Genomic DNA, 23,738 nt, shown 5'->3' with positions numbered 1-23,738 from the left:
TGTCGTCTGGGGTTTGCGGCGACAAAGGATTTTGTGTAACGCCGGCTTTCGCCCATAATCGTTCTTTTTTGCAGAACCCGAACCCCGCAGGAGCCCCATGGAGCAATTTCGCAATATCGGCATTATCGGTCGCCTGGGCAGTACCCAGGTGTTGGACACCGTCCGCCGGCTGAAAAAGTTTCTGCTCGAGCGCCACCTGCATGTGATCCTCGAAGACACCATCGCTGAAATCCTCCCGGGCCACGGCCTGCAAACCTCGTCGCGCAAAATGCTCGGTGAAGTCTGCGACATGGTGATCGTGGTGGGTGGCGACGGCAGCCTGCTGGGCGCCGCCCGTGCGCTGGCGCGGCATAACGTGCCGGTGCTGGGGATCAACCGTGGGAGCCTGGGGTTCCTCACCGATATTCGCCCCGACGAGCTGGAAGTCGAAGTGGCCAAGGTCCTGGACGGTCACTACCTGGTGGAAAACCGCTTCCTGCTGCAGGCTGAAGTGCGCCGCCACGGTGAAGCCATCGGCCAGGGCGATGCCCTCAACGACGTGGTGCTGCACCCCGGCAAATCGACGCGGATGATCGAGTTCGAGCTGTACATCGACGGCCAGTTCGTGTGCAGCCAGAAGGCCGACGGCCTGATCGTCGCCACACCGACCGGCTCTACCGCGTACGCGCTGTCTGCCGGCGGGCCGATCATGCATCCCAAGCTGGATGCCATTGTGATCGTGCCGATGTACCCCCATATGTTGTCCAGCAGACCGATTGTGGTCGACGGCAACAGTGAGCTGAAAATCGTGGTCTCCAAAGACATGCAGATCTACCCGCAAGTCTCCTGCGACGGGCAGAACCATTTCACCTGCGCCCCCGGTGACACCATCACCGTGAGCAAAAAGGCGCAGAAGCTGCGGTTGATCCATCCGCTGGACCACAACTACTACGAAGTGTGCCGGACCAAGCTGGGCTGGGGCAGCCGCTTGGGGGGTGGAGGCGACTGATGCTCGATCCCGCGCGTAGCTACGACCTGATTGGTGACGTGCACGGTTGCGCTCATACCCTTGAGCACTTGCTCGACCAATTGGGTTACCACAAGCAGGGCGGCACCTGGCGCCACCCGTCGCGAATGGCCGTGTTCCTCGGCGATATCATCGACCGCGGGCCGCGTATCCGCGAGGCGCTGCACATCGTCCACGACATGACCGAGGCCGGCCAGGCGCTGTGCATCATGGGTAACCATGAGTTCAACGCGCTGGGCTGGAGCACGCCGGCCACCCCGGGCAGCGGCAAGCAATTCGTGCGCGAGCACACGCCACGCCATGCGCGGTTGATCCAGGAAACCCTGACCCAGTTCGAACAGCACCCGGCGGACTGGCACGACTTCCTCGGCTGGTTCTACGAGATGCCGCTGTTTGTCGATGCCGGGCGGTTCCGCGTGGTGCACGCGTGCTGGGACAACGGCTTTATCGAACCCCTGCGCGCGCATTTCCCGGACGGCTGCATCGACCAGCACTTCCTGCAAGCCGCCGCCGTGCCCGGCAGTTTCGCCAGCAATGCCTTCGACCGCCTGCTGCGCGGCACCGACATGCGGCTGCCGGACGGCCTGACCCTGACCGGTGGCGACGGCCTGACGCGCTCGTTTTTCCGCACCAAATTCTGGGAAGACGACCCGAAGACCTACGGCGACATCGTGTTCCAGCCCGATGCGCTTCCGGAGCCGGTGGCCGCCACGCCACTCTCGTCCAGCGAGAAAAATTCCCTGCTGCGCTATGGCGTCGACGAACCGTTGCTGTTCGTCGGCCACTACTGGCGCAGCGGCAAACCGGCACCGATCCGCCCGAACCTGGCCTGCCTGGACTACAGCGCAGTGCTGTACGGCAAGCTGGTGGCCTACCGACTGGATCAGGAAACCCGCCTGGACCCGCGTAAATTTGTTTGGGTCGACGTTGAGCGCCCTGAGGTTATTTCATGAGTACCGTGGCTGTTTTACGTTTGCCGCTGGCGGTGGATTTGAGTGGTTTCGTCAAACTGCTGCAACGCATGCAAGTGCCCCATCGCGTGAGCGAGGAAGCCGGGGAGCAGGTGTTGTGGGTGCCCGATGCCATCAGCGAAGACGTGAAGGTCTTGTACCAGCGCTTTCCTGCCGGCGACCCGGACCAGCAACTGGATATTCCGGACCAGGCACCGCCGGCCCGGCGCCCCGGGTTTGTCCAGCAGTTGCGCCACAGCCCGGTCACCGGGCTGGTGCTGCTGCTGAGCATCATTGTCGGTGCGGTCACGCTGCTGGGGGATAACCTGCAGGCGATGAGCTGGCTGACTTTCCTGCCGTTCAGCGTGGTCGGTGAGTACATCCGATTCACGCCATTGACCGACAGCCTGGCGTCGGGACAGTGGTGGCGGTTGGTCACGCCGATGCTGATCCACTTCGGCATCCTGCACCTGGCCATGAACGGCATGTGGTACTGGGAGCTGGGGCGGCGTATCGAGCTGCGCCAGGGCAGTATCAACCTGCTGGGCCTGACGCTGTTGTTCAGCCTGGTGTCCAACTACGCTCAATATTATTTTGGTGGTCCCGGCCTGTTTGGCGGGTTGTCCGGCGTGCTGTACGGCTTGCTCGGGCATTGCTGGATCTATCAATTGTTGTCGCCCAATCCGGTGTATCGCCTGCCTCGCGGGGTGTTGGTGATGATGCTGGTGTGGCTGGTGCTCTGCCTGTCGGGCCTGGTCTCGATGATCGGCTTCGGCGAAATCGCCAACGCGGCCCACGTGGGCGGCCTGGTGATCGGGTGCCTGACCGGCTTGCTGGGTGGCTTGTACAGCCGCCGCAAAATGTCCCCTATTTAGTTAAGGAAGAGTCTTATGTCCTCTTTTGTCGAAATGATCGAAAACATCACCCCGGACATCTACGAGAGCCTCAAGCTCGCCGTGGAAATCGGCAAATGGTCCGATGGCCGCAAGCTCACCGCCGAGCAGCGTGAACTGTCGTTGCAGGCGGTGATCGCCTGGGAACTGCAGAACCTGCCGGAAGACCAGCGCACCGGCTACATGGGCCCGCAGGAATGCGCCTCGAAGTCGGCACCGGTGCCGAACATCCTGTTCAAGTCGGATGCCATCCATTGATTGAGATTGGCCGTGGTGCAGTCAGCAAAATGTCGGCGCAGTTGGGTGAGCCGACCGTTCAATACGCGTTTCGCCTAGGTGACACCGAGGTGCCGGTCAACCCGTTGATCGGCACCACCGTGCGCCTGGAATACCTCGGCGCGATTCATTGCACCCATTGCGGTCGCAAGACCAAGACCAGTTTCAGCCAGGGTTACTGCTACCCGTGCATGACCAAACTGGCCCAGTGCGACCTGTGCATCATGAGCCCCGAGCGCTGCCATTACGACGCTGGCACCTGCCGCGATCCGGCCTGGGGTGAAAAATTCTGCATGACCGACCACGTGGTGTACCTGGCGAATTCGTCGGGGATCAAGGTCGGCATCACGCGCGCCAGCCAGTTGCCAACCCGCTGGCTGGACCAGGGCGCCAGCCAGGCGCTGCCGATCATGCGTGTTGCCACGCGCCAGCAATCGGGTTTCGTCGAAGACCTGTTCCGCAGCCAGGTGGCCGACAAGACCAACTGGCGCGCGCTGCTCAAGGGCGATGCCCAGGCAGTCGACCTTGCGCAGGTACGCGACGAACTGTTCGCCAACTGTGCCGAAGGCTTGCTCGGTTTGCAGGAACGCTTTGGCCTGCAGGCCATCCAACCGGTGAGCGACATCGAACCGATCGAAATCCGCTACCCGATCGAGCAGTATCCGACCAAGATCGTCAGCTTCAACCTGGACAAGAACCCGATTGCCGAAGGCACGCTGATGGGGATCAAGGGCCAATACCTGATCTTCGACACCGGCGTGATCAACATTCGTAAATACACGGCCTACCAGCTCGCCGTGCATCAGTAGAAGGACGACAGACATGCGCACCGAACAGCCGAAGATGATTTACCTGAAGGACTATCAGGCGCCGGACTACCTGATCGACGAGACGCACCTGACCTTCGAGTTGTTCGAGGACCACAGCCTGGTCCACGCGCAACTGGTGATGCGCCGCAACCCCGAGCGCGGCGCCGGCTTGCCGCCGCTGGTGCTGGACGGGCAACAGCTTGAGCTGGTGTCGGTAAACCTGGCCGATCAGGAACTGACCGACGCGGACTATCAGTTGAGCGACAGCCACCTGACCGTGCACCCCACCAGCGCGACCTTCACCCTCGACACCACGGTGAAGATCCACCCGGAAACCAACACCGCCCTGGAAGGCCTGTACAAATCCGGCGGCATGTTCTGCACCCAGTGCGAGGCCGAAGGCTTCCGCAAGATCACCTATTACCTCGACCGCCCGGACGTGATGAGCGTCTTCACCACCACGGTGATCGCCGAACAACACAGCTACCCGGTGCTGCTGTCCAACGGCAACCCGATTGCGTCCGGCCCCGGCGAAGACGGCCGGCACTGGGCGACCTGGGAAGACCCGTTCAAGAAACCGGCTTACCTGTTCGCACTGGTAGCCGGTGATTTGTGGTGCGTTGAAGACACCTTCACCACCATGACCGAGCGCACCGTGGCGCTGCGCATCTATGTCGAGCCGGAAAACATCGACAAGTGCCAGCACGCCATGAACAGTCTGAAGAAGTCCATGCGCTGGGACGAAGAAGTCTATGGCCGTGAGTACGACCTCGACATTTTCATGATCGTCGCGGTCAATGACTTCAACATGGGCGCCATGGAGAACAAGGGCCTCAACATCTTCAACTCCAGCGCCGTGCTGGCCCGTGCCGAAACCGCCACCGACGCCGCTCACCAGCGTGTCGAGGCGATCGTCGCCCACGAATATTTCCACAACTGGTCGGGCAACCGCGTGACCTGCCGCGACTGGTTCCAGTTGTCGCTGAAGGAAGGCTTCACGGTGTTCCGTGATTCGCAATTCTCTGCCGACATGAACTCGGCGACGGTCAAGCGTATCCAGGACGTGGCCTACCTGCGCACGCACCAGTTCGCCGAAGACGCAGGCCCCATGGCTCACGCGGTACGTCCGGACGGCTTTATCGAAATCTCCAACTTCTACACCCTGACCGTGTACGAAAAGGGCTCGGAAGTCGTCCGCATGATCCAAACCCTGCTCGGCGCCGAAGGCTTCCGCAAGGGCAGCGACCTGTACTTCGAACGCCACGATGGTCAGGCCGTGACCTGCGATGACTTTATCAAGGCCATGGAAGACGCCAACGGCGCCGACCTGACCCAGTTCAAGCGCTGGTACAGCCAAGCCGGCACGCCACGCCTGGCGGTGAGCGAGTCCTACGACGCAGCTGCAAAAACCTACAGCCTGACCTTCCGTCAAAGCTGCCCGGAAACCCCGGACAAAGTGCAAAAGCTGCCGTTCGTGATTCCGGTGGAACTGGGCCTGCTGGACGGGAAGGGCGCGGGTATCGCCCTGCGCCTGGCCGGCGAAGCGACGGCTGGCGCCACGTCCCGGGTGATCTCGGTGACCGAAGCTGAACAGACCTTCACCTTTGTCGACATCGCCGAACACCCGCTGCCTTCGCTGCTGCGTGGCTTCTCGGCACCGGTGAAGCTGAGCTTCCCGTACAACCGTGACCAACTGATGTTCCTGATGCAGCACGACAGCGATGGTTTCAATCGCTGGGACGCCGGCCAGCAACTGTCGGTGCAGGTGTTGCAGGAACTGATCGCCCAGCATCAGCGGGGCGAGGCGCTGGCGCTGGACCAACGCCTGATCACCGCGCTGCGCACGGTGCTCAGCGACCAGAGCCTGGACCAGGCGATGGTTGCCGAGATGCTCTCGCTGCCGAGCGAGGCCTACCTGACTGAAATCAGCGAAGTCGCGGATGTCGACGCCATCCACGCGGCCCGCGAGTTTGCCCGCGAGCAACTGGCGGATCACCTGTTCGAAGGCCTGTGGCTGCGTTACCAGGCCAATCGCGACCTGTCGAAGAAAACCCCGTACGTGGCCGAGGCGGAACACTTTGCCCGTCGCGCCCTGCAGAACATCGCACTGTCGTACCTGATGCTCAGCGGCAAGCCTGAAGTACTGGCGGCGACCCTTGAGCAGTTTGACGCGTGCGACAACATGACCGAGCGCCTCACCGCCCTGGCGGTGTTGGTCAACTCGCCGTTCGAAGAAGAGAAGGCCAAGGCCCTGGCGGTGTTTGCCGAGAACTTCAAGGACAACCCGCTGGTCATGGACCAGTGGTTCAGCGTGCAGGCCGGCAGCGGTTTGCCGGGCGCGCTGGAGCGGGTCAAGACGTTGATGCAGCACCCGGCGTTCAACATCAAGAACCCGAACAAGGTGCGGGCATTGGTGGGCGCGTTTGCCGGCCAGAACCTGATCAACTTCCACGCGGCCGATGGCTCGGGTTACCGCTTCCTGGCGGACCTGGTGATCCAGTTGAACGGCTTCAACCCGCAGATTGCCTCGCGGCAGTTGGCGCCGTTGACCCGCTGGCGCAAATACGACCGCGCACGGCAGGCGCTGATGAAGGGTGAGCTGGAGCGGATTCGCGCTTCGGGCGAGCTGTCCAGTGATGTGTTTGAAGTGGTGAGCAAGAGCCTCGCGTAACGGAGGCAATTGTTTACTCAAGGCCGAACACCGTCCTGTAATGAGGGTGCTTGCCTCTGGTGAGGGGACTTGCCTGTGGTGAGAGGGCTTGCCTGTGGTGAGAGGGCTTGCCTGTGGTGAGAGGGCTTGTCTGTGGTGAGGGGGCTTGTCCCCCGCTGGAGTGCGCAGCGCTCCCGCTTTTTTTTGGGGGCCGCTACGCAGCCCAACGGGGAGCAAGCCCCTCACCACAACTGGCCTTAGATAACCGGCGGCCAGCGCAAGTCTTGGGCGTCATCACCGGTGTATCGCGGGAAGCGCTCGGCGATCATCTCGTGGGGCACACCCAGCGCAATCGCGCTGGCAGCGTCCAGGCGGGCCACTTGCTCGGCCGAAAGTTGCACCGTCAGCGCACCCAGGGTGCCATCCAGTTGCTCACGGGTGCGCGGCCCCAGGATCGGGATCAGCGCGGTGGTCGAACGACGGGCTTTTTCCCGCAGCCAGGCGATGGCGATGTGAGTCGGCGTGGCATTCAGTTCGCCGGCAACGGCCAGCAGGGTGTCGAGCACGGCGGTTTCCCGTGCACTTTTCTCGGCGTGAACCAAAATCCCCAGCTTGCTGGCACGGGTATTGTCCTGGCTGTTGCGGTACTTGCCGGTGAGGAAGCCACCGCCCAGGGGCGACCATAACGTGGCGGCCAGGCCCAGTGCTTCGGCCATGGGCAGCAGCTCACGGTCGGCCGTGCGTTCGGCCAGGCTGTATTCCGTCTGGATCGCCACCAGCGGTGCAAAGCCGCGCACTTCGGCGAGCAGGTCGGCGCGGGCAATGCGCCAGGCCGGGAAGTTCGACAAGCCGGCGTAGTGGATCTTGCCGGCACGCACCAGGTCATCAAAGCCCCGCAGGATTTCTTCCATCGGCGTGACGTTGTCGCTGATATGGGCCCAGAACAGGTCAATGTGATCGGTGTTCAGGCGTTTCAGGCTTTCTTCGACGGCGCGCACCATGTTCTTGCGGTTATTGCCGAGCTTGAGGGTGCCTTCGTCTTGCGGCTGGGTGCGCAGGGTGTACTTGGTCGCGATCACCAGGCGGTCCCGTTCCGAGGCAATGAACTCGCCGAGCAGCACTTCCGATTGGCCGAACTGGTAGCCGTTGGCGGTATCCAGGAAATTACCGCCGGCTTCCAGGTAACCGTCGTAGATCCGCTTGGACTCTTCGCGCTCGGCGCCATGGCCCCAACCCGTGCCGAAGTTGGCGGTGCCCAAGGCCAGCTCTGAAACCCGCAGGCCGCTACGACGGCCGAAGACTTTATTGCGCATACGAGAACTCCTGACGCTGTGATTGATTTAAATGTTTATCAACATCTATTTAATATGATGTGAGTCATATTTTTCGTCAAGCGGCTTTTTTGCGGGCTGAAGGGAAGGGCGCTTGCTCCTGACACTTTCTGACAGAGGCCTCTGCTAAGCTGCGCGACTTTCCTTTTTCGAGCGTGATCAACGTGTCGCGTACCAGTCGTCTGCTGACCTTGTTGCAAGTCCTGCGGGGCAAAAAACGCCCGGTGACCGCCGCCGTGCTGGCAGCGGAGCTGGAGATATCCGAACGCACCCTGTACCGCGACATGGCCGAGCTGACCGCCCTGGGCGCGCCGATCTACGGCGAGGCGGGCGTGGGCTACGTGCTGCGTGCAGGGCTGTTCCTGCCGCCGCTGATGCTCAATGCCGACGAGACCGAGGCCATCGTGCTGGGCTTGCGGTATGTCGATCAGCGTGGCGACGAAGTGTTGAGCCAGGCGGCTGCCAACGCGCTGGCAAAGATTGCGGATGTGCTCGACCCGGCCGCGCAGGAAGCGTTGCGCAATCCCACGTTGCTGCCGGGCCCGCCAGGCTTCGGCTACCCGGAAAATCGCGTGCCGCTGAATGTGTTTCGCGAAGCCATTCGCGGCCAGGCCAAACTGCATATCGACTACGCGGATGCGAGCCAGACCGCCAGCCAACGCTTGATCTGGCCCCTGGCCCTGGGCTTTCTCAACGAAGTGCGGGTGATCGTCGCGTGGTGCGAGTTGCGCGGTGCCTATCGCACCTTCCGCACCGACCGTGTGGCCGCTGCGCGCCTGCAAGGCGAGCGTTATCCGGGGCGGCGCAGTGACTGGTTGCGGGGCTGGCGCAAGCTGATGGAACAGAACGAATCCGGGCCATTCACTCCTGACAAGAACTGACACAACGCTGCTTTAGCATGGCTCCATAAATCACTAACAAGGAGCTGTCACCATGTCCCAACCCATCCCTGAACTGGCCCCGGCGATCGCGACCTACATTGCCGCCGCGAATACCGGCGACACCTCGCTGGTGGTCGACTGCTTTGCCGAGGATGCCAACGTGTTCGACGAAGGTGAACACCAGGTCGGTACCGCCGCCATTGCCCGCTGGATGGAAGACACCGGGCGCCGTTATCAGCCCAAGGTCCAGGTGCTCAATGTGCAGCACCGCACGGGCAAGGTGCTGGTCAGCAACCTGATCACCGGCAGCTTTCCCGGCAGCCCGCTGGAGCTGCGCTATACCTTCCGCCTCAATGAGCAGGGCAAGATTTCCCGATTGGACATTTCCCTGTAGCCGTCATGGCATACTGCCGGGCATGACTTTCGACTCGCCACTCGCCGCCTACCAGCACGCCATCACCGAACAGGGTTTCGTCCCCGACGACGCCCAGCGCGAGGCGGTGCAAGCCCTGCAAGACTGCCACCAGGCCCTGCACCACGGTGACAGGCCGATCACCGGCGTGTACTTGTGGGGCCCGGTCGGGCGCGGCAAGACCTGGCTGATGGACCAGTTCTACCAGAGCCTGCGGGTGCCTGCGCGGCGCCAGCATTTCCATCACTTCATGGGGTGGGTGCATCAGCGCTCGTTCCAGCTGACCGGTACCCACGACCCCTTGCAGGCCCTCGCTCGGGAACTTAGCCGGGAAGTGCGGGTGCTGTGTTTTGACGAGTTGTTCGTCAATGACATCGGTGACGCCATCATCCTTGGCCGGCTGTTCCAGGTGATGTTCGAGGAAGGCGTGGTGATGGTCTGCACGTCCAATCAACCTCCGGATCAACTGTATGCGGACGGTTTCAACCGTGATCGCTTCCTGCCGGGCATCGAGGCCATCAAGCAGCATATGCGCGTGGTGGCGGTTGACGGTGGGGAAGACCATCGCCTGCATCCAGGAACCGCGCTGCAGCGCTACTGGGTTGATCAGCCGGGTGCGCTGGCCGAGGTGTTTCGCCAGTTGAGCGACGGGCAGGCTGTCAGCAGTGCACCTGTTGCGGTCGGCTATCGCTCCATCGTCGCGGTGAAGTCCAGTGAAACGGTGCTGTGGTGCCGCTATGCCGACCTGTGCGAACAGCCCCTGGCCGCCATGGATTTCATGCTGCTGTGTGATCGTTTCAAGGCCATCTTGCTGGGGGAGGTGCCCAACCTCAGCGCGCAAAAGCGTCCGGGGCGCATTGCCCGCGGCACGGAAGACGCCGCCCAGCGGGTAGATGCCGGTGACCGGGAACTGCCGGAGCTGTCGGTGCATGATGACAGCGTCCGGCGCTTCATCGCCCTGGTAGACGAGTGCTACGACCGCAAGGTGCCGTTGTACATCGAGGCCAAGGTGCCATTGGAAAGCCTCTACACCGAGGGTTACCTGGAGTTTCCATTTCGCCGTACCCTGAGTCGCTTGCAGGAGATGCAACTGGCGCGCTTTGGTGAGCCTGACGCGCTTTCACGCGGGAAAATGTAGTTAATCTCCTTCAGCTAATGCCCGCTCCACGCTTACAATCGAGCCCTTTTATGGGGACCGAGTCCCTGTTGCACCGTTAATGAGGAAGGAAATGGACAGCGCAGACATCCTGGTGCTGCAAGCCAGCTACACCAATCCGGTTCACGCCGAGGCCATTGGCCTGGTGCTCAACCATTACGCAGAAGACCCGATGGGCGGCGGCCACAGCCTGCCGGCCGATCGCCTGGAACAATTGCCGGCGGAGCTGGCCAAGCGTGCGCATGCATTCAGCGTGCTGGCGTTTGTCGGCGGTGCGCCTGCCGGGCTGGTGAATTGCTTTGAAGGGTTTTCCACCTTTGCCTGCCGCCCGCTGGTCAATGTGCACGACGTGGTGGTGATGGATAAATTCCGTGGCCTGGGGTTGAGCCAGAAGATGCTGCAAAAGGTCGAGGAAATCGCTCGCCAGCGTGGCTGCTGCAAAATTACCCTTGAGGTGCTCGAAGGCAATGCGGTGGCACAGTCGGCTTATCGCAAGTTCGGTTTTGATGATTCGGTGTTTGACCCGGAGCATGGCCGGATGTTGTTTTGGAATAAGCCGCTTTAATTAATGTTTATTTAATTAAAGGCGAAAAAAAGGCGCCAGCAAGTGGCGCCAAGTTGACCTTAGCTATCAGAGCGGAATAGCACAGGGTATTACGGGTAAATCAGCTGTTTGGTGTGTTGGTAGTTTGATCGGCAGTTGCGGGCTTTGCAGTCTTGCCGTCAGCCATTGCTGTTTGCTGAGCGGCGCCGTGGACTTGTTCCTGGACGAAGGTGAAGTTGTTGTAAAACTCCTTCGAGCGCTCGGAACCGCCCTCTGCGAAGGCGGCTACGGAAGTCATGGTCATCAGGCCGGCAAGGATAACAGTCGAAATTTTCATGGCAGTGTCTCATTTAAGTGTGTTGGGTTCCGCGCGTTGTGGTCAGCGGCGGGATGGGGAGACTGTGGGCCAATCATATTAAGTAAGGGTTAACCTCGGGCTGACCGGAAGTTAACGATTTCGTTAACTTCCAATCTGTCGCAGCGATGAAATCAGAGCTTCCAATCAAGTGCAACGCTGATGGAACGCGGGTCTCCCCAATACACGCCATTGTAAAAGCCGACGCGCTCGTAATATTTTTTATCAAATAGGTTGTTGATATTAAGTGACGCCGACAAATGGTCGTCGAACTGGTAGCGGGACATCAAGTTGACCACGGTATAGGCCTGCTGGGTGATCCGTGTGCGCTCCCTGATCAGTGTTCCACTGGTGTCCCGGCCCACCGGGCGGTAGGCAAAGTCGTAGAAGTCGCTCTGCCAGTTCACCGCGCCGCCGACGGTGAGGGCGTGCCATTCGCCGGGCAGGCGATAGGCCGTGGAAACGCGTAGCAGGTTCATCGGCAGGTTGGTGTTGTTGCGCTGTTTCTCACCATTCAGGGAATGGGTGTAGGTGTAGCCGGCGGTCAGGTTCCAGTCGGGGCGCACCTCTCCGGAGACTTCTACCTCGAAGCCTTGCACTTTGTTGCCTTTGCCGCCGGATTTGTAAAACTGCTCGCCGGTCTCCGTGTCCGGTTGCGCGGTGCTGTCCAGTTCCGCGACGTTGTCTTGTTTGCTCCAGAAGTACGCGGCCGCCAGGTTCAGGCGTTCCTCCAGCAGGCTGCCCTTGAGGCCCACCTCGTAGTTGCTGCCCACCACCGGCTCCAGGTATTTCTTGCTGGCGTCGCGTTCGCTTTGCGGGTTGAAGATATCGGTGTAGCTGGCGTAGACGGTGTACTCCGGGGTCAGGTCGTAGAGCAGGCCGGCGTAAGGGGTCCACATGTCATTGTGGGTCTGGCTGGACTTTGTCGCGCCGAGGTACTGGTCGGTGTCCTTGTCATAGTTATACGTGGTGCTTTCGATCTCCCAACTGCCATAGCGACTGCCCAGTACGGCATGCAAGCGGTCGGTCAGGCTCAGGCGGGTGGCCAGGTAACCGGCCTTTTGCCGGGTGCTGCCTTGTTCGCCCTTGAGGCCGGTATTGGCGTCAGGGAATTTGCCGATCCCGCCCAGGTGCTTCCAGTCGTCGATGCTGGTGTAGCCCTTGGGCACCGGCCCGTCGCGCAGGTGTGGCGAAGAATCACGTTGCTCGGATTCGCCGTAACCCACCATCAACTCGTGTTCACGGCCCAGCAGGGAATAGGAACCCGCCAGGTTCACGTCCACCACGTCCATTTTCGAGGTGCCCAGCATGTGGCTGGTCCAGGCAGTCATGCCACTGCGGTCGGCGTTGGGAAAGCCTGAGCCGCCGTAGTAGACCTTGCCGTCGGTGTCGCTTTCGCGGTGGGTGTAGGCGGCCTTCAGGTGCCAGTCGCCGGCCAGCCGGTGGTCGAGGGTGGCGAAGGTGGTTTCATCTTTCAGCGGCCAGGAACTCCAGTTGGCCGCGATGTTGGCGGAGCGGGGCAACTTGGCTTTGCTGCCATCGCTGTTCCAGTAGGGCAAGGTGCCCCACGCGGTGCCCTGCACGTGTTTGTTCTGGTAATCGAAGCCCACCGCCAGCACCGTGTCGTCGGTGAGGTCGCCCTCGAGGATGCCGTAGCCGACTTCCCGTTGCAGCGCGTAGTTGTCGCGATAGGACTGGCTGTCGCGGTAGGCGAGCACCGTACGGCCCCGCAGGCGCCCATCAAACGCCAGGGGCCCGCCAACGTCCAGGTAGCTGTAGTAATCGTCATGGGAGGCACCACTGACACCCGCCTTGGCCTGCCACTGGGCGGTCGGGCGTTTGCGCACCATGTTCACGGTGGCCGAGGGATCGCCGGCGCCGGTCGTCAGGCCGGTGGCGCCGCGTACCACCTCGACCCGGTCATAGATGATGGTGTCGGCGTCGGACTTCATACGGCCGAAGGTGTTGAGCATGCCGTCAACCTGGAAATTGTTGATCTCGTAGCCGCGGGAGGAGTAGCTGACCCGGTCGGAGTCCAGGTGCTGTACCGCCACGCCGGTGGTCTGGCGCATGACCTCGGTCAGGGTGTTGAGGTTGAAATCATCCATCTGTTGGCGGGTGATCACCGAGACCGACTGCGGTGTTTCCTTGATGGACAGGTTCAACTTGGTGGCCGTGCTCATCGCGCCGGTGGTGTAGGCGCCGGTGTGCTCGGTGGTGGCGCCCAGGCCCTGGGCGGTGATGCTGGTGCTGCCCAGCTCCAGGGCTTTGGCCGGTGTGTGTGATTCCTGTTCGGGATCGTTTTCAGCCAGCAGGTCCGGGCTCAGCACCACGCTGAAAAGGCCCAGGGTCAAGGTCATGGAACGGGTAATAGGCGCAAACATCGCGGCGAACTCCTTGTCGTCTATGAAAAATGCCATTGGCTCAAAGACGAAAAGAGGCGAGGAAGTTTAGCGCTAAACGAGAATAACTATTATCTTGGTGTTGCTGGCAAGTCGGGTTTCACCGCGTTGCACGGATGAAACCCGGGGCTATTCAAGCTACTTGACGACCACGTTGGCGGCGTCCGTTTGCTTGGGCTTGATCAGGCTGAAGTCAATCAGGGGCTTTTGCTGGCGTGCATACGGATCGCCAATCAACCGCGGTCGAGGCTTGAAGCTGTCACTGACCAGGCTCTTGCTGTGGTCCAGTTCGTCGAAGCTCAACCCTGCCATGTCGGCCCAGGTATGAATCAACTGCGAGCTGCTGTAAGGCCGCTGCAAGTCACCGGCAAAACTCCAGTCATGGCTTTCGCGCCACTTGGGCGAGGCGTAGGCCATGAATGGAATGGTGTACATCGGCGCTGTCGGCTTGGCTTCGTTGCGGCCCAGGGTGCTGTGGCCGGCTGAGTCGAACACGTCTTCACCGTGGTCGGAGAGGTACAGCAGGAAGCCGTTAGGGTCAGTCTTGGCGTAGTCCTTGATCAGGCTCGACACCACGAAATCGTTGTACAGCACCGCATTGTCGTAGCTGTTGTAGGTCGGCAACTGCGCGTCGCTGACCCCGTCAGGCACGCCCTGGCGATCGGTGAACTTGTCGAAGGTCGGCGGGTAGCGGTACTGGTAGCTCATGTGGGTGCCCAGCAGGTGCACCACGATGAATTTGCGTTCGGCGGTGTCAGACATCGCCTTGGCGAATGGCTCCAGCACGTCGCCGTCGTACTGGCGGGCGTTCTGGTTGCGGTTGTTGTTGAGGTACACCTGTTCGTCGGCCTGTTCGGAAAAGGTCGTGAGCATGGTGTTGCGCTTGGTCATGGTCTGCTGGTTGGTGATCCAGAAGGTCTTGTAGCCGGCCTGCTTCATCACGCTGACGATGGACGGAGTCTTGAGGTACAGGTCCGGGTTTTCCTCGTCGGCGAAGGTCAGCACCTGTTGCAGCGCTTCGATGGTGTAGGGCCGCGGGGTGATCACGTTGTCGAACACCGCCAGTTGGTCGCGCAGTTTGTCCAGTTCCGGCGTGGTGTTGCGCGGGTAGCCGTACAGGCTCATGCGCTGACGGTTGGTGGACTCACCAATCACCAGCACCAGGGTCGATGGCTGGCCGGCCATGCTGTCCTTGAGGTTGGTCAGGGGCGGGATCTTGCTGGCGCTGGTCAGCATGCCTTGCATGTTGTCCAGTTGTTCGGTGTAGCGGCGGTAGGCGACGATCATCTGCCATGGCACGGCCGGCTCGATGCGGGTTTCGAAGCGGTCGATGGCCAGTTCCATGGTCTCGCTCTTGGCGATCTGCTTGACCAACGGGTAACCGACGATGGCAATCACGATCGCCGTAGCCGCAAGCATCGCCTGGCCGCGTGGCAGGTACACCGGGCGTACGCGGGTCCACAGGAAAACGGCCATGGCAGTGTGGGCAATGAACGCCAACACGATCCACCAGGCAAAGTATTGGGTGGCGTATTCGCCGGCTTCAGAGATGTTCGACTCGAACATGATGAAGATGACGCTTTGGGAGAATTCCTGCTGGTAGATGAAGAAATAACCCAGGCTGGCCATGGAGCAGGCCCACAGCACCACGCCAATCACCGCTGCCACCAGGCGCGCGCGACGGGGGAACAACAGCATCGGCGCCAGCCACAGGGCGCTCATGAAAAATGCCTGGCGGAAACCGCTGAAGCCGGAGGTGCCGGTCAGTTGGATCAGCAGTTGGGTAATACCCGAGAAGTACCAGAAGAACAGGAACATCCAGCCGAGGCCGGCCCAATCAAAACCTTTCGCAGACGTAGTGCTGCGTTTGAACATCGCCATCCAGCGCTCCAACCCGGTAAATGTCAGTCGACGCGCAGGGACGCACGCAACAGAGGGCCTGCGCACGTGGCGCGGCCCTATTCGGCGGGAGTATCGGGAGGGGGATGTGAAAACTTCGTGAGTTATTCCTGAACGGTTCGTTCAGCTCACGTTCAGCAAAGGGCGGGCTGGGTGCCGGACGGCTGATTGAGTTGCCCTTGCAAGTGCGAGCGCAGACGCATGACTTCCTGTTGCAGTTGGTCGCGCTCGTCTTTCAACTGGCGTAATTCATCGCGGCGGATGCTGACATAGAGGGTCTGTGGCGGGCGGGTCATGTGTGCAGTGCTCATTGCTTACCTCGCAAATGGCGGGTGTATCGCGCTGCCAGAGCGCTTGATTCGAGGCTCTCGGCAACAGTCGGTGCAATTCTGAATTCTTTTTTTAACGAAGGGAACTTTTTTATTTTTGATGGTCGTTGTGACTTTTTTCCCACTGAAGGCTAAAGCATGGCCACTTTTTGTCATGAAACTATGCCAATCCGCTCTGGACTAACCCTCATTAGCCTCATTGCGCTATAAACTGTGACACACATTTATTCGTAGTAAGGAGCATCAGCACATGCAACTGGGGATTATTGGACTAGGCCGCATGGGTGGCAACATTGCGCGGCGCCTGATGCTCAATGGGCATACCACCGTGGTTTACGACCGCAATGAAGCATTCGTAAAAGGGTTGGCAGGCGAGGGCGCCACCGGCGTTGCGGATCTGAAGGGCCTGGTAGCCGGGCTGCAAAAACCCCGGGCGATCTGGGTGATGCTGCCGGCGGGCGACCCGACCGAGCACACCATTGAAGAATTGAGCCAACTGCTGGAAGACGGTGACGTGATCATCGACGGCGGCAACACCTTCTATAAGGATGACATCCGCAGGGCCAAGACCTTGTCGGAAAAAGGCCTGCACTATGTCGACGTCGGCACGTCCGGCGGCGTCTGGGGCCTGGAGCGCGGCTACTGCATGATGATCGGTGGCGACGCCGAGACCGTTCAGCGCCTGGACCCGATCTTCGAAAGCCTGGCACCTGGCCTGGGCAACATCCCGCGCACCAAAGACCGTTCTGCCACAGCGGACAGCCGTGCCGAGCGTGGTTACATCCACGCGGGCCCAGCCGGTTCCGGGCACTTCGTCAAGATGATCCATAACGGTATCGAATACGGGATGATGCAGGCCTTCGCCGAAGGCTTCGACATCCTCAAGACCAAGAATTCGGAAAACCTGCCGGAAGACCAGCGTTTCGACCTCAACGTTGCCGATATCGCCGAAGTCTGGCGCCGTGGCAGCGTGGTGTCGTCCTGGCTGCTGGACCTGACCGCCGATGCACTGGCTACCGATCCCAAGCTCGACGGTTATTCCGGCTCGGTTGCCGACAGTGGCGAAGGCCGCTGGACCATCGAAGCCGCGATGGAGCAATCGGTGCCGGTACCGGTGCTGTCGAACTCGCTGTTCGCGCGTTTCCGCTCGCGCCAGCAAAGCACCTACGGTGACAAAATGCTTTCTGCCATGCGCTTCGGCTTTGGCGGCCATGTGGAGACTCCCAAAAAATGACCGCTAACGGCAAGAAACCCAAGGCCGAACCCGCTCCGCCCACCACGCTGTTTCTGTTTGGTGCCCATGGTGATTTGGTCAAGCGCCTGCTGATGCCGGCGCTGTACAACCTCAGTCGCGACGGGCTGCTGGGCGACGGTTTGCGCATTGTGGGCGTTGATCACAACGCCATCAGCGACGCCGATTTCGCCAAGAAACTCGAGGACTTCATTCGCACCGAGGCCGCCAGCAAGGTCAAGGGCAATGCCGAGAACGCCCTGGACCCCGTGTTGTGGGACCAGTTGGCCAAAGGCATCAGCTATGTCGAGGGAGACTTCCTCGACGACGGCACCTACGCCGATATCGGCAAGAAGATTGCCGACAGCGGCACCGGCAACGCGGTGTTCTACCTCGCCACGGCGCCGCGCTTCTTCGCCGAAGTGGTGCAGCGCCTCGGCGCGGCCGGCTTGCTGGAAGAAACCCCGGAGGCGTTCCGCCGGGTGGTGATCGAAAAGCCGTTCGGCTCGGACCTCGCCACGGCCGAAGCGCTGAACGCCTGCCTGCTCAAGGTGATGAGCGAGAAGCAGATCTATCGCATCGACCATTACCTGGGCAAGGAAACCGTCCAGAACATCCTGATCAGCCGTTTTTCCAATGTGCTGTTCGAGGCGTTCTGGAACAACCACTACATCGACCACGTGCAGATTACCGCTGCCGAAACCGTTGGCGTGGAAACCCGAGGCAGCTTCTTCGAACACACCGGCACCTTGCGGGACATGGTGCCCAACCACCTGTTCCAGTTGCTGGCGATGATCGCCATGGAACCGCCGGCCGCCTTTGGCGCCGATGCGGTGCGGGGCGAGAAGGCCAAGGTGATCGGGGCCATACGGCCCTGGTCGCTGGAAGACGCACGCGCCAACTCGGTTCGCGGCCAGTACACCGCCGGTGAAGTCGCCGGCAAGCAACTGCCGGGGTACCGCGAAGAGGCCAACGTCGCGCCAGACAGCAGCACCGAGACCTTCGTCGCCCTCAAGGTCCTGATCGACAACTGGCGCTGGGTCGGCGTGCCGTTCTACCTGCGCACCGGCAAACGCATGAGCATCCGCGACACTGAGATCATCATCTGCTTCAAGCCGGCGCCTTACGCGCAGTTCCGGGATACCGAGGTCGATGAACTCAAGCCGACGTACCTGAAGATCCAGATCCAGCCCAATGAAGGCATGTGGTTCGACCTGTTGGCGAAAAAGCCCGGGCCGACCCTGGACATGGCCAACGTCGAGTTGGGTTTTGCCTACAAGGACTTCTTCGAGATGCAGCCGTCGACGGGTTACGAAACCCTGATTTACGACTGCATGACCGGCGACCAGACCTTGTTCCAGCGCGCCGACAACATCGAAAACGGCTGGCGTGCGGTGCAGCCATTCCTCGATGCGTGGAAGCAGGATGACGGTATCCAGGCCTACAAGGCGGGTGAAGATGGCCCGGCGGCGGCTGATGCGTTGCTGGCCCGCGATGGCCGAACGTGGCACAGCCTCGGATGAGTGACTTGCCGAGCCAACCCATCCGGTTTGTCCTGAGTGATATGGACGGCACGTTGCTGCATCCCGATCACAGCCTCAGCCAACGCACCATCGATACGGTTCGCGCCTTGCGCGCTGCCGGAGTGTTTTTCAGCCTGGCCAGCGGGCGGCCGCCGAAGGCCATGCGTCAGCAGGTCGAGGCGCTGGGTGTTGATGTGCCCATTGCCGGCTTTAATGGCGGCACGCTGGTCAACCCGGACGGCAGTATTCTGGTGGCGCATCACTTGCCGGCCGAAGCCGCGCTGGTGGCCTTGGCCTTGTTTACGCCGCAGCCGGACGTGGAAGTCTGGCTGTTTGCCGACGGTGACTGGCTGCGCCGTGATCCTGGCGGACCGATGGCGGTTCGCGAGGAACACGGCCTGGGCTACGGGCCGATCGTGGTGGAGAGTTTCGAGCCGTTTCTGGATCGGGTCGACAAAATTGTGGCAGCCAGCACCAACACCCAACTGCTGATTGAGCTTGAAGCGCAGTTGCAGCCGAGAGTCGAAGGATTGGCGCAGGTCTCACGCTCGCAGCCGGTATTTCTGGACGTGACGGCGATGAAGGCCAACAAGGGCGAAGCCTTGAAAACCCTGGCGGCGCACCTGGGTGTGCCGCTGGAGCAGACGGCAGTGATTGGTGATGGAGGCAACGATCCGGCGATGTTTCACGTGGCCGGGTTGTCGATTGCCATGGGCCAGGCCGAAGAAGTGGTCAAGCGCCAGGCCAGCGTCGTCACGGGCAGTAATGTCGATGACGGCGCGGCGGAAGCCATAGAGCGGTTTATTCTCTCGGCCTATTGATTGGCAAACACAGTAATAAGTAGTCAGCTATGCAAAGTTGCAACTTGCATGGCTGGCTGCGCATCCCTGTTATTTCCAGTCAATATACTGCGTCGTCGGGCGGCATACTTTCTTGTGCCGCCCAACGCCAGTTTCAGTTACTTGGGCATCGCCCAGGATTGCAACTGATAGCCATCTTTGTCGAGTTCGGCGCGGGCTTGCAACAGCAAGTTCTCAAGCTGCGCCGGATCGGAATAAGTGCTGGAAGACAGCTGCTTGCTGCCGATGCGGGTATTGGTGCGGTCGATGACGCTCAGGCTCAGGGCGCCGTTGCCGTCGTGCCAGGCCACACATTGAAAGGGCTGGAAGGCACGGTCTGCGATCAAAAGAGCTTCGTTGATGCGGAGCGGGGCGTTCATGGGGTCTTCTCTCTAAATGCCCATTCAAGTGAAGTCGTTGGTTGGGCGTGCCTGACGACTGGTTACTTGTACTGATGCACGATCACCGGGTACGGGTCACATGTTAGAAGAAGATTTTTCAACTTTCCCTGATTAATGTCATGTAAGGGGCTATTTTGAAAGCTTCATGAAAGTTACGCCGCGACAATTGACCGCAGGGCCGTAACGGAAAAGCGCGGTTTGCCCACGACTTATAGCGAATCGATACAAAGGCCGCGTCAAGATCTTGCTAGGGTTACCAACAGACTTTCCAAATAGCTGTTTTTAAATAACTTTAACGATTTTGACGCCAAGGAATAGTCATGATTGTTACACCTGCCCAGCGCCGCCTGCTTGTGGTCGATCCCTGTGATGACTGCCATCGGCTGTTGCCCGGTTTGCGCGCGGCGGGGTGGGACGTGGACAGCTGTGCCCTGGAGGCCGTGGGTGAGCGCTCCTGTGACGTAGGATTGTTGCGCCTGCAGCCGTTTCACCTGGAACGCCCCGAAGCGGTCAAGGAGCTGATCAGCCGCAGCGGCACCGAGTGGATTGCCGTGCTTAACCAGGAAGTGCTGCGGCTGCAGAATGTCGGCGATTTTGTCTGCGAATGGTTTTTCGATTTCCATACCCTGCCGTTTGATGTGTCACGGGTGCAGGTCACCCTGGGCCGCGCCTTCGGCATGGCGCGCCTGCGGGGCAAAGGCAACAACGCGCCAGCCGGCCAGCCGGAACACGAACTGCTGGGCGACAGCCGCCCCATCCGCGAACTGCGCAAACTGCTCGCCAAACTGGCGCCCACTGAATCCCCGGTGTTGATTCGTGGCGACAGCGGCACCGGCAAGGAATTGGTCGCCCGCACCTTGCACCGCCAGTCCCAGCGCCATGCCAAGCCGTTTGTGGCGATCAATTGCGGGGCGATCCCCGAGCACCTGATCCAGTCCGAACTGTTTGGCCATGAGAAAGGCGCCTTTACCGGCGCCCATCAGCGCAAGGTCGGGCGGATCGAGGCGGCGCATGGCGGCACGTTGTTTCTCGATGAAATCGGCGACTTGCCCATGGAGCTGCAAGCCAACCTGCTGCGCTTTCTCCAGGAGAAACAGATCGAGCGCGTCGGCGGCAGCCAACCGATTCCCGTGGACGTACGGGTGCTGGCCGCCACCCACGTGGACCTGGAAGCTGCGGTTGAAAAGGGCACCTTTCGTGAAGACTTGTATTACCGGCTCAACGTCCTGCAAGTGGTGACCGCGCCGTTGCGCGAGCGCCATGGCGATGTGGCGATGCTGGCCAACCATTTCTCACACTTCTACAGCCAGGAAACCGGCCGCCGCCCGCGCAGCTTCAGCGAAGACGCGCTGGTGGCCATGGGCGAGCACGGCTGGCCGGGCAATGTGCGGGAATTGGCCAACCGCGTGCGGCGTGGCCTGGTACTGGCTGAAGGGCGGCAGATCGAGGCCGTTGATCTGGGACTGCAAAGCCAGCAGGCAATCGCGCTGCCGATGGCTACACTGGAAGATTACAAGCACCGCGCCGAACGTCAGGCGCTGTGCGATGTGCTCAACCGGCACAGCGACAACCTGAGTGTCGCGGCCCGTGTGCTGGGGGTTTCCCGGCCAACGTTCTACCGGTTGCTGCACAAACACCAGATCCGCTAGGGCGGGTAAACCGAAAAGCCCCGCAACGACCCTTATCGTTGCGGGGCTTTTCCCGTTGTCATGCCTTAAAAGTAATACGGGAACTTCAGGCTGAAGCTGAACGACGGTGCATCCGGTGTGATCCCGATCGCCAGGTTCGGCACGATCGTCAGGTTGTCGGATGCCGCAATCGTCATGCCGACGTTGAAGTAACCCGCGTTGGCGTCGCTGGAAACCACCGACTGCCAGTCGCCGCCATCCGGCTTGAGCTTGCTCCTGCGTTGCACCAGGTCGGACACCGAGAACGACATACTCATCTTCTCGTTCAACGCAAACGCCACGCCTGCGCCGATCTGGAAGCTGTCGCCCAACTGCACTTTGCCGGGGGTTTTCTGGCCAACCTGAGAGCTGATATCGCTGAACGAGTCCTCGAAGTTGTGGGTATACGACAGCGAGCCAAACAGTACCGCCGGGTCGAAAGTCTTGACCAGCGAGATCCCCGGCGTGATCGACCATACGCCGTTGCCGGTCGGCAGGCTTTCCGGTACGAAGAGGTTGGTATTGCTTGATGACTGGACCAGCTTGATGCCGAATGGGTCTTCGCCGGTAGGCGCCTTGACCCGCACCGACACCACCGCATCCGGCAGGTTGACGCTTTCGTCGAGGAACTTGTAGGCAATCCCGAAGTTGATGTCGCCGATAGTCGGGTCGCGGGTGACCGACTGTTCCGAGGTCGCCGTGCCGCTGCCACCGTTGGCGCCGCCGGACTGGTAAGTCGACTCGCGGTACACCACCGGCACGTTCACGTCGAATTGCCAGCGGTTGTCGAGGTTGTAGCGGCCCGTGAGGTCGAGGGTCCAGTTATCCGACTTGATCCGGTCCAGGTTGATGTTGCCAAGGAAGATCGAGTCCAGTGCCAGAAAGCCGTTGAGGGTCAACTGGCGAGCGTCGTAGCGCGAATAGGTGACGCCGGTTTCAAAGCTGAACTTGCCGTTGCCAAAGAAGCCGCTGGCCTCGTTGTACAGGTTGCTCACGCTTTGCGCCGGGGCCGAATCATCCTTGAGGGATTGGCCGTAGGAGGCGCCACCGGCTGCACCGCCCGAGGCCGCAGCGGCGCCGGTACGCGGCGTGTTGCCGGCCACGGTAGTGCCGCCTTTCTGGAAGTCCGCCGGGGATTTGGCCAGGCGTTTGGGGGGCGGGGCCACCGGCTGCTCCTCAACCTGGCGCACCCGTTGTTCCAGCACCGCCAGTGCTTTTTGCTGCACTTCGTAGCGTTGCTTGAGCTCCAGCAATTCCTTTTTCAACGTGTCTATATCGGTGTCCGGCGCGGCATACAACATAGATGCGGGCAGGAGCGTGCTTAAACAAATTACGGCACGTAACGATAGCGATCGATGCATGAAATAAGCCGTCCCTTTCTATTGCACTAGTGTCGAGGCACAGCGTAGTTCAATAACCGTTAGCGCGTAGGCCCCTGAGTTGATTCAGGTTGAGGTTCTGCCCCAAATTGTTCAAACCGTTATTGCCCAGTACCACGTTGAGCTGCGTCATGTTGCTGACAAAGTTGCTGTTACCCTGCAAAACCGTGCCCTGCAGAACATTCCCGCCGCCAATCTGCTGCAAGGCATTGCCCTGGTTGTTGTTGGCCAGGATCGCCATTTGCAGCCCGCCATTGGCCGCCGAAACGGTAACCTGACCGGCACCGGTGCTGCCGGTAATCGGTTGGCCTGCCACCAGCGCTTGCCCGGATTGCACGACGTTGGCCGGTGACAAACCGTTCTGGTTCACGTTGATATTGACGTTGTTGCTGGCGGTGTTGCCGTCGCCGGCAGCGCGCACACTTTGTGTCACGCCCTGGCCAGAGCCCAGGCCGGCACCACCGACGACGGTGCCCGTGCCATTGGGCTGGTTGGGCGAGACTTTAGTGGGGCTGTCGGTGACCTGCACATAAAACTGCGGAGTGATGGTCGAGGCGTTGACGTTCATGCTGGCCGAGCCGGTGACGCTGTCGCCGGCGGCATTGGTCCAGGTACTGCTCATTACAATCCCGAAACTGATGATCCGGCCCGGCATCACATAGCGACCACGCAAGTCAGCCAGTTCCGAGTCCTTTATTTCAATCGGCTTGAACACCGATGACGCATAAGCGGGCATTGAGGCTGCCAGGCACATGACCGTCAGCCAACGGTAAGTGTTCATCGTTTGCTCCTGGAGCATCCTGCC

22 protein-coding genes are annotated in these 23,738 nt (G+C 60.8%); 14 read left to right on the top strand and 8 right to left on the bottom strand.

The genetic code is table 11. The features are described from left to right. The first annotated feature begins 97 nt into the window (after positions 1-97). The 6 genes from MUM_RS0119170 to pepN are packed head-to-tail and all read left to right on the top strand — an operon-like array spanning position 98 to position 6,605. Positions 98-988 carry an NAD(+) kinase gene (locus MUM_RS0119170; protein WP_003217892.1) on the top strand — a complete coding sequence of 297 codons (891 nt, stop codon included), beginning with the start codon at positions 98-100 and terminating at the stop codon, positions 986-988. Continuing rightward, entirely contained in the window at positions 985-1,959 is a 975-nt protein-coding gene (locus tag MUM_RS0119165; RefSeq protein WP_177088513.1) for a metallophosphoesterase, read from the top strand. Before MUM_RS0119170 ends, MUM_RS0119165 begins: the two co-directional genes overlap by 4 nt. Beyond that, a complete protein-coding gene (locus MUM_RS0119160) occupies positions 1,956-2,831 on the top strand; it encodes a rhomboid family intramembrane serine protease (RefSeq protein WP_010172965.1) in 876 nt (291 codons plus the stop codon). Before MUM_RS0119165 ends, MUM_RS0119160 begins: the two co-directional genes overlap by 4 nt. Positions 2,832-2,846: 15 nt before the next feature. Further along, positions 2,847-3,107 carry a YeaC family protein gene (locus MUM_RS0119155; protein WP_003217900.1) on the top strand — a complete coding sequence of 87 codons (261 nt, stop codon included), beginning with the start codon at positions 2,847-2,849 and terminating at the stop codon, positions 3,105-3,107. Beyond that, positions 3,104-3,934, top strand: coding sequence for a DUF2797 domain-containing protein (locus tag MUM_RS0119150; protein WP_029616003.1), 831 nt, complete (start codon positions 3,104-3,106; stop codon positions 3,932-3,934). Before MUM_RS0119155 ends, MUM_RS0119150 begins: the two co-directional genes overlap by 4 nt. A 13-nt stretch (positions 3,935-3,947) precedes the next feature. Then, the gene (gene pepN / locus MUM_RS0119145; protein WP_010172959.1) at positions 3,948-6,605 is read left to right on the top strand and encodes an aminopeptidase N; all 2,658 of its coding nucleotides are present in this window, start codon (positions 3,948-3,950) and stop codon (positions 6,603-6,605) included. Between the two features lie 236 nt (positions 6,606-6,841). On the opposite strand, the gene MUM_RS0119140 is transcribed toward pepN, so the two are convergent. Then, positions 6,842-7,897 (bottom strand): aldo/keto reductase, encoded by a 1,056-nt coding sequence (locus MUM_RS0119140; protein ID WP_010172957.1) that lies wholly within the window; start codon positions 7,895-7,897, stop codon positions 6,842-6,844. A 182-nt stretch (positions 7,898-8,079) separates the two neighbouring features. On the opposite strand from MUM_RS0119140, the gene MUM_RS0119135 reads away from it, so the two are divergent. The 4 genes from MUM_RS0119135 (at position 8,080) to MUM_RS0119120 (ending at position 10,929) form a co-directional block, all read left to right on the top strand. After that, positions 8,080-8,796 carry a helix-turn-helix transcriptional regulator gene (locus tag MUM_RS0119135; RefSeq protein WP_029616002.1) on the top strand — a complete coding sequence of 239 codons (717 nt, stop codon included), beginning with the start codon at positions 8,080-8,082 and terminating at the stop codon, positions 8,794-8,796. A gap of 52 nt (positions 8,797-8,848) precedes the next feature. After that, the gene (locus MUM_RS0119130; protein ID WP_010172953.1) at positions 8,849-9,190 is read left to right on the top strand and encodes a nuclear transport factor 2 family protein; all 342 of its coding nucleotides are present in this window, start codon (positions 8,849-8,851) and stop codon (positions 9,188-9,190) included. Positions 9,191-9,212: 22 nt separating this feature from the next. Next, positions 9,213-10,346 (top strand): cell division protein ZapE, encoded by a 1,134-nt coding sequence (gene zapE, locus MUM_RS0119125; protein ID WP_010172951.1) that lies wholly within the window; start codon positions 9,213-9,215, stop codon positions 10,344-10,346. A gap of 91 nt (positions 10,347-10,437) precedes the next feature. After that, the gene (locus tag MUM_RS0119120) at positions 10,438-10,929 is read left to right on the top strand and encodes a GNAT family N-acetyltransferase (RefSeq protein ID WP_010172950.1); all 492 of its coding nucleotides are present in this window, start codon (positions 10,438-10,440) and stop codon (positions 10,927-10,929) included. Positions 10,930-11,029: 100 nt separating this feature from the next. Here the strand turns inward: MUM_RS0119120 and MUM_RS0119115 are convergent, their stop codons facing one another. The 4 genes from MUM_RS0119115 to MUM_RS1000000134510 all read right to left on the bottom strand — a co-directional run bounded on the left by MUM_RS0119115 (position 11,030) and on the right by MUM_RS1000000134510 (position 15,875). Further along, entirely contained in the window at positions 11,030-11,245 is a 216-nt protein-coding gene (locus MUM_RS0119115; RefSeq protein ID WP_010172949.1) for a hypothetical protein, read from the bottom strand. 152 nt (positions 11,246-11,397) lie between these two features. Further along, a complete protein-coding gene (locus MUM_RS0119110) occupies positions 11,398-13,647 on the bottom strand; it encodes a TonB-dependent siderophore receptor (RefSeq protein ID WP_010172948.1) in 2,250 nt (749 codons plus the stop codon). Between the two features lie 156 nt (positions 13,648-13,803). Continuing rightward, positions 13,804-15,546, bottom strand: coding sequence for a phosphoethanolamine transferase CptA (locus tag MUM_RS0119105; RefSeq protein WP_010172947.1), 1,743 nt, complete (start codon positions 15,544-15,546; stop codon positions 13,804-13,806). A 152-nt stretch (positions 15,547-15,698) separates the two neighbouring features. Further along, positions 15,699-15,875: a DUF6026 family protein gene (locus MUM_RS1000000134510; protein ID WP_158000316.1), complete on the bottom strand. Its 177-nt coding sequence runs from the start codon at positions 15,873-15,875 to the stop codon at positions 15,699-15,701. Between the two features lie 244 nt (positions 15,876-16,119). Here MUM_RS1000000134510 and gnd point away from each other — a divergent pair, with 244 nt between their 5' ends. The 3 genes from gnd to MUM_RS0119085 are packed head-to-tail and all read left to right on the top strand — an operon-like array spanning position 16,120 to position 19,468. Beyond that, positions 16,120-17,127, top strand: coding sequence for a phosphogluconate dehydrogenase (NAD(+)-dependent, decarboxylating) (gnd, locus tag MUM_RS0119095; RefSeq protein WP_272903154.1), 1,008 nt, complete (start codon positions 16,120-16,122; stop codon positions 17,125-17,127). After that, positions 17,124-18,647 carry a glucose-6-phosphate dehydrogenase gene (gene zwf / locus MUM_RS0119090; protein ID WP_010172944.1) on the top strand — a complete coding sequence of 508 codons (1,524 nt, stop codon included), beginning with the start codon at positions 17,124-17,126 and terminating at the stop codon, positions 18,645-18,647. The genes gnd and zwf overlap by 4 nt, the downstream gene beginning before the upstream one ends. Continuing rightward, positions 18,644-19,468, top strand: coding sequence for a Cof-type HAD-IIB family hydrolase (locus MUM_RS0119085; RefSeq protein WP_010172943.1), 825 nt, complete (start codon positions 18,644-18,646; stop codon positions 19,466-19,468). The genes zwf and MUM_RS0119085 overlap by 4 nt, the downstream gene beginning before the upstream one ends. A gap of 137 nt (positions 19,469-19,605) precedes the next feature. Here MUM_RS0119085 and MUM_RS0119080 read toward each other — a convergent pair whose 3' ends face one another. Further along, a complete protein-coding gene (locus MUM_RS0119080; protein WP_010172941.1) occupies positions 19,606-19,866 on the bottom strand; it encodes a hypothetical protein in 261 nt (86 codons plus the stop codon). A gap of 341 nt (positions 19,867-20,207) precedes the next feature. Here MUM_RS0119080 and MUM_RS0119075 point away from each other — a divergent pair, with 341 nt between their 5' ends. After that, positions 20,208-21,536, top strand: a complete 1,329-nt coding sequence (locus MUM_RS0119075; RefSeq protein ID WP_010172939.1) for a sigma-54 dependent transcriptional regulator — start codon at positions 20,208-20,210, stop codon at positions 21,534-21,536. A 65-nt stretch (positions 21,537-21,601) separates the two neighbouring features. On the opposite strand, the gene MUM_RS0119070 is transcribed toward MUM_RS0119075, so the two are convergent. Both MUM_RS0119070 and MUM_RS0119065 read right to left on the bottom strand, forming a co-directional pair. After that, positions 21,602-22,915: an autotransporter domain-containing protein gene (locus tag MUM_RS0119070; protein WP_010172936.1), complete on the bottom strand. Its 1,314-nt coding sequence runs from the start codon at positions 22,913-22,915 to the stop codon at positions 21,602-21,604. A 49-nt stretch (positions 22,916-22,964) separates the two neighbouring features. Then, positions 22,965-23,714 carry a hypothetical protein gene (locus tag MUM_RS0119065; protein ID WP_010172934.1) on the bottom strand — a complete coding sequence of 250 codons (750 nt, stop codon included), beginning with the start codon at positions 23,712-23,714 and terminating at the stop codon, positions 22,965-22,967. Positions 23,715-23,738 lie beyond the last annotated feature (24 nt).

This window comes from Pseudomonas sp. PAMC 25886 (genome assembly GCF_000242655.1).
Classification (GTDB): domain Bacteria; phylum Pseudomonadota; class Gammaproteobacteria; order Pseudomonadales; family Pseudomonadaceae; genus Aquipseudomonas.
Note: the sequence above shows the minus strand (reverse complement) of the source record. Positions and strands in the feature narration are given on the sequence as shown.

What these genes read in the sequence shown, in the direction of transcription:
- MUM_RS0119170 (WP_003217892.1), top strand. Translation starts at nt 98, where the DNA reads ATGGAGCAATTTCGCAATATCGGCATTATCGGTCGCCTGGGCAGTACC.
- MUM_RS0119160 (WP_010172965.1), top strand. Translation starts at nt 1,956, where the DNA reads ATGAGTACCGTGGCTGTTTTACGTTTGCCGCTGGCGGTGGATTTGAGT.
- MUM_RS0119155 (WP_003217900.1), top strand. Translation starts at nt 2,847, where the DNA reads ATGTCCTCTTTTGTCGAAATGATCGAAAACATCACCCCGGACATCTAC.
- pepN (WP_010172959.1), top strand. Translation starts at nt 3,948, where the DNA reads ATGCGCACCGAACAGCCGAAGATGATTTACCTGAAGGACTATCAGGCG.
- MUM_RS0119140 (WP_010172957.1), bottom strand. Translation starts at nt 7,897, where the DNA reads ATGCGCAATAAAGTCTTCGGCCGTCGTAGCGGCCTGCGGGTTTCAGAG.
- MUM_RS0119130 (WP_010172953.1), top strand. Translation starts at nt 8,849, where the DNA reads ATGTCCCAACCCATCCCTGAACTGGCCCCGGCGATCGCGACCTACATT.
- zapE (WP_010172951.1), top strand. Translation starts at nt 9,213, where the DNA reads ATGACTTTCGACTCGCCACTCGCCGCCTACCAGCACGCCATCACCGAA.
- MUM_RS0119120 (WP_010172950.1), top strand. Translation starts at nt 10,438, where the DNA reads ATGGACAGCGCAGACATCCTGGTGCTGCAAGCCAGCTACACCAATCCG.
- MUM_RS0119115 (WP_010172949.1), bottom strand. Translation starts at nt 11,245, where the DNA reads ATGAAAATTTCGACTGTTATCCTTGCCGGCCTGATGACCATGACTTCC.
- MUM_RS0119110 (WP_010172948.1), bottom strand. Translation starts at nt 13,647, where the DNA reads ATGTTTGCGCCTATTACCCGTTCCATGACCTTGACCCTGGGCCTTTTC.
- MUM_RS0119105 (WP_010172947.1), bottom strand. Translation starts at nt 15,546, where the DNA reads ATGGCGATGTTCAAACGCAGCACTACGTCTGCGAAAGGTTTTGATTGG.
- MUM_RS1000000134510 (WP_158000316.1), bottom strand. Translation starts at nt 15,875, where the DNA reads ATGAGCACTGCACACATGACCCGCCCGCCACAGACCCTCTATGTCAGC.
- zwf (WP_010172944.1), top strand. Translation starts at nt 17,124, where the DNA reads ATGACCGCTAACGGCAAGAAACCCAAGGCCGAACCCGCTCCGCCCACC.
- MUM_RS0119085 (WP_010172943.1), top strand. Translation starts at nt 18,644, where the DNA reads ATGAGTGACTTGCCGAGCCAACCCATCCGGTTTGTCCTGAGTGATATG.
- MUM_RS0119080 (WP_010172941.1), bottom strand. Translation starts at nt 19,866, where the DNA reads ATGAACGCCCCGCTCCGCATCAACGAAGCTCTTTTGATCGCAGACCGT.
- MUM_RS0119075 (WP_010172939.1), top strand. Translation starts at nt 20,208, where the DNA reads ATGATTGTTACACCTGCCCAGCGCCGCCTGCTTGTGGTCGATCCCTGT.
- MUM_RS0119070 (WP_010172936.1), bottom strand. Translation starts at nt 22,915, where the DNA reads ATGCATCGATCGCTATCGTTACGTGCCGTAATTTGTTTAAGCACGCTC.
- MUM_RS0119065 (WP_010172934.1), bottom strand. Translation starts at nt 23,714, where the DNA reads ATGAACACTTACCGTTGGCTGACGGTCATGTGCCTGGCAGCCTCAATG.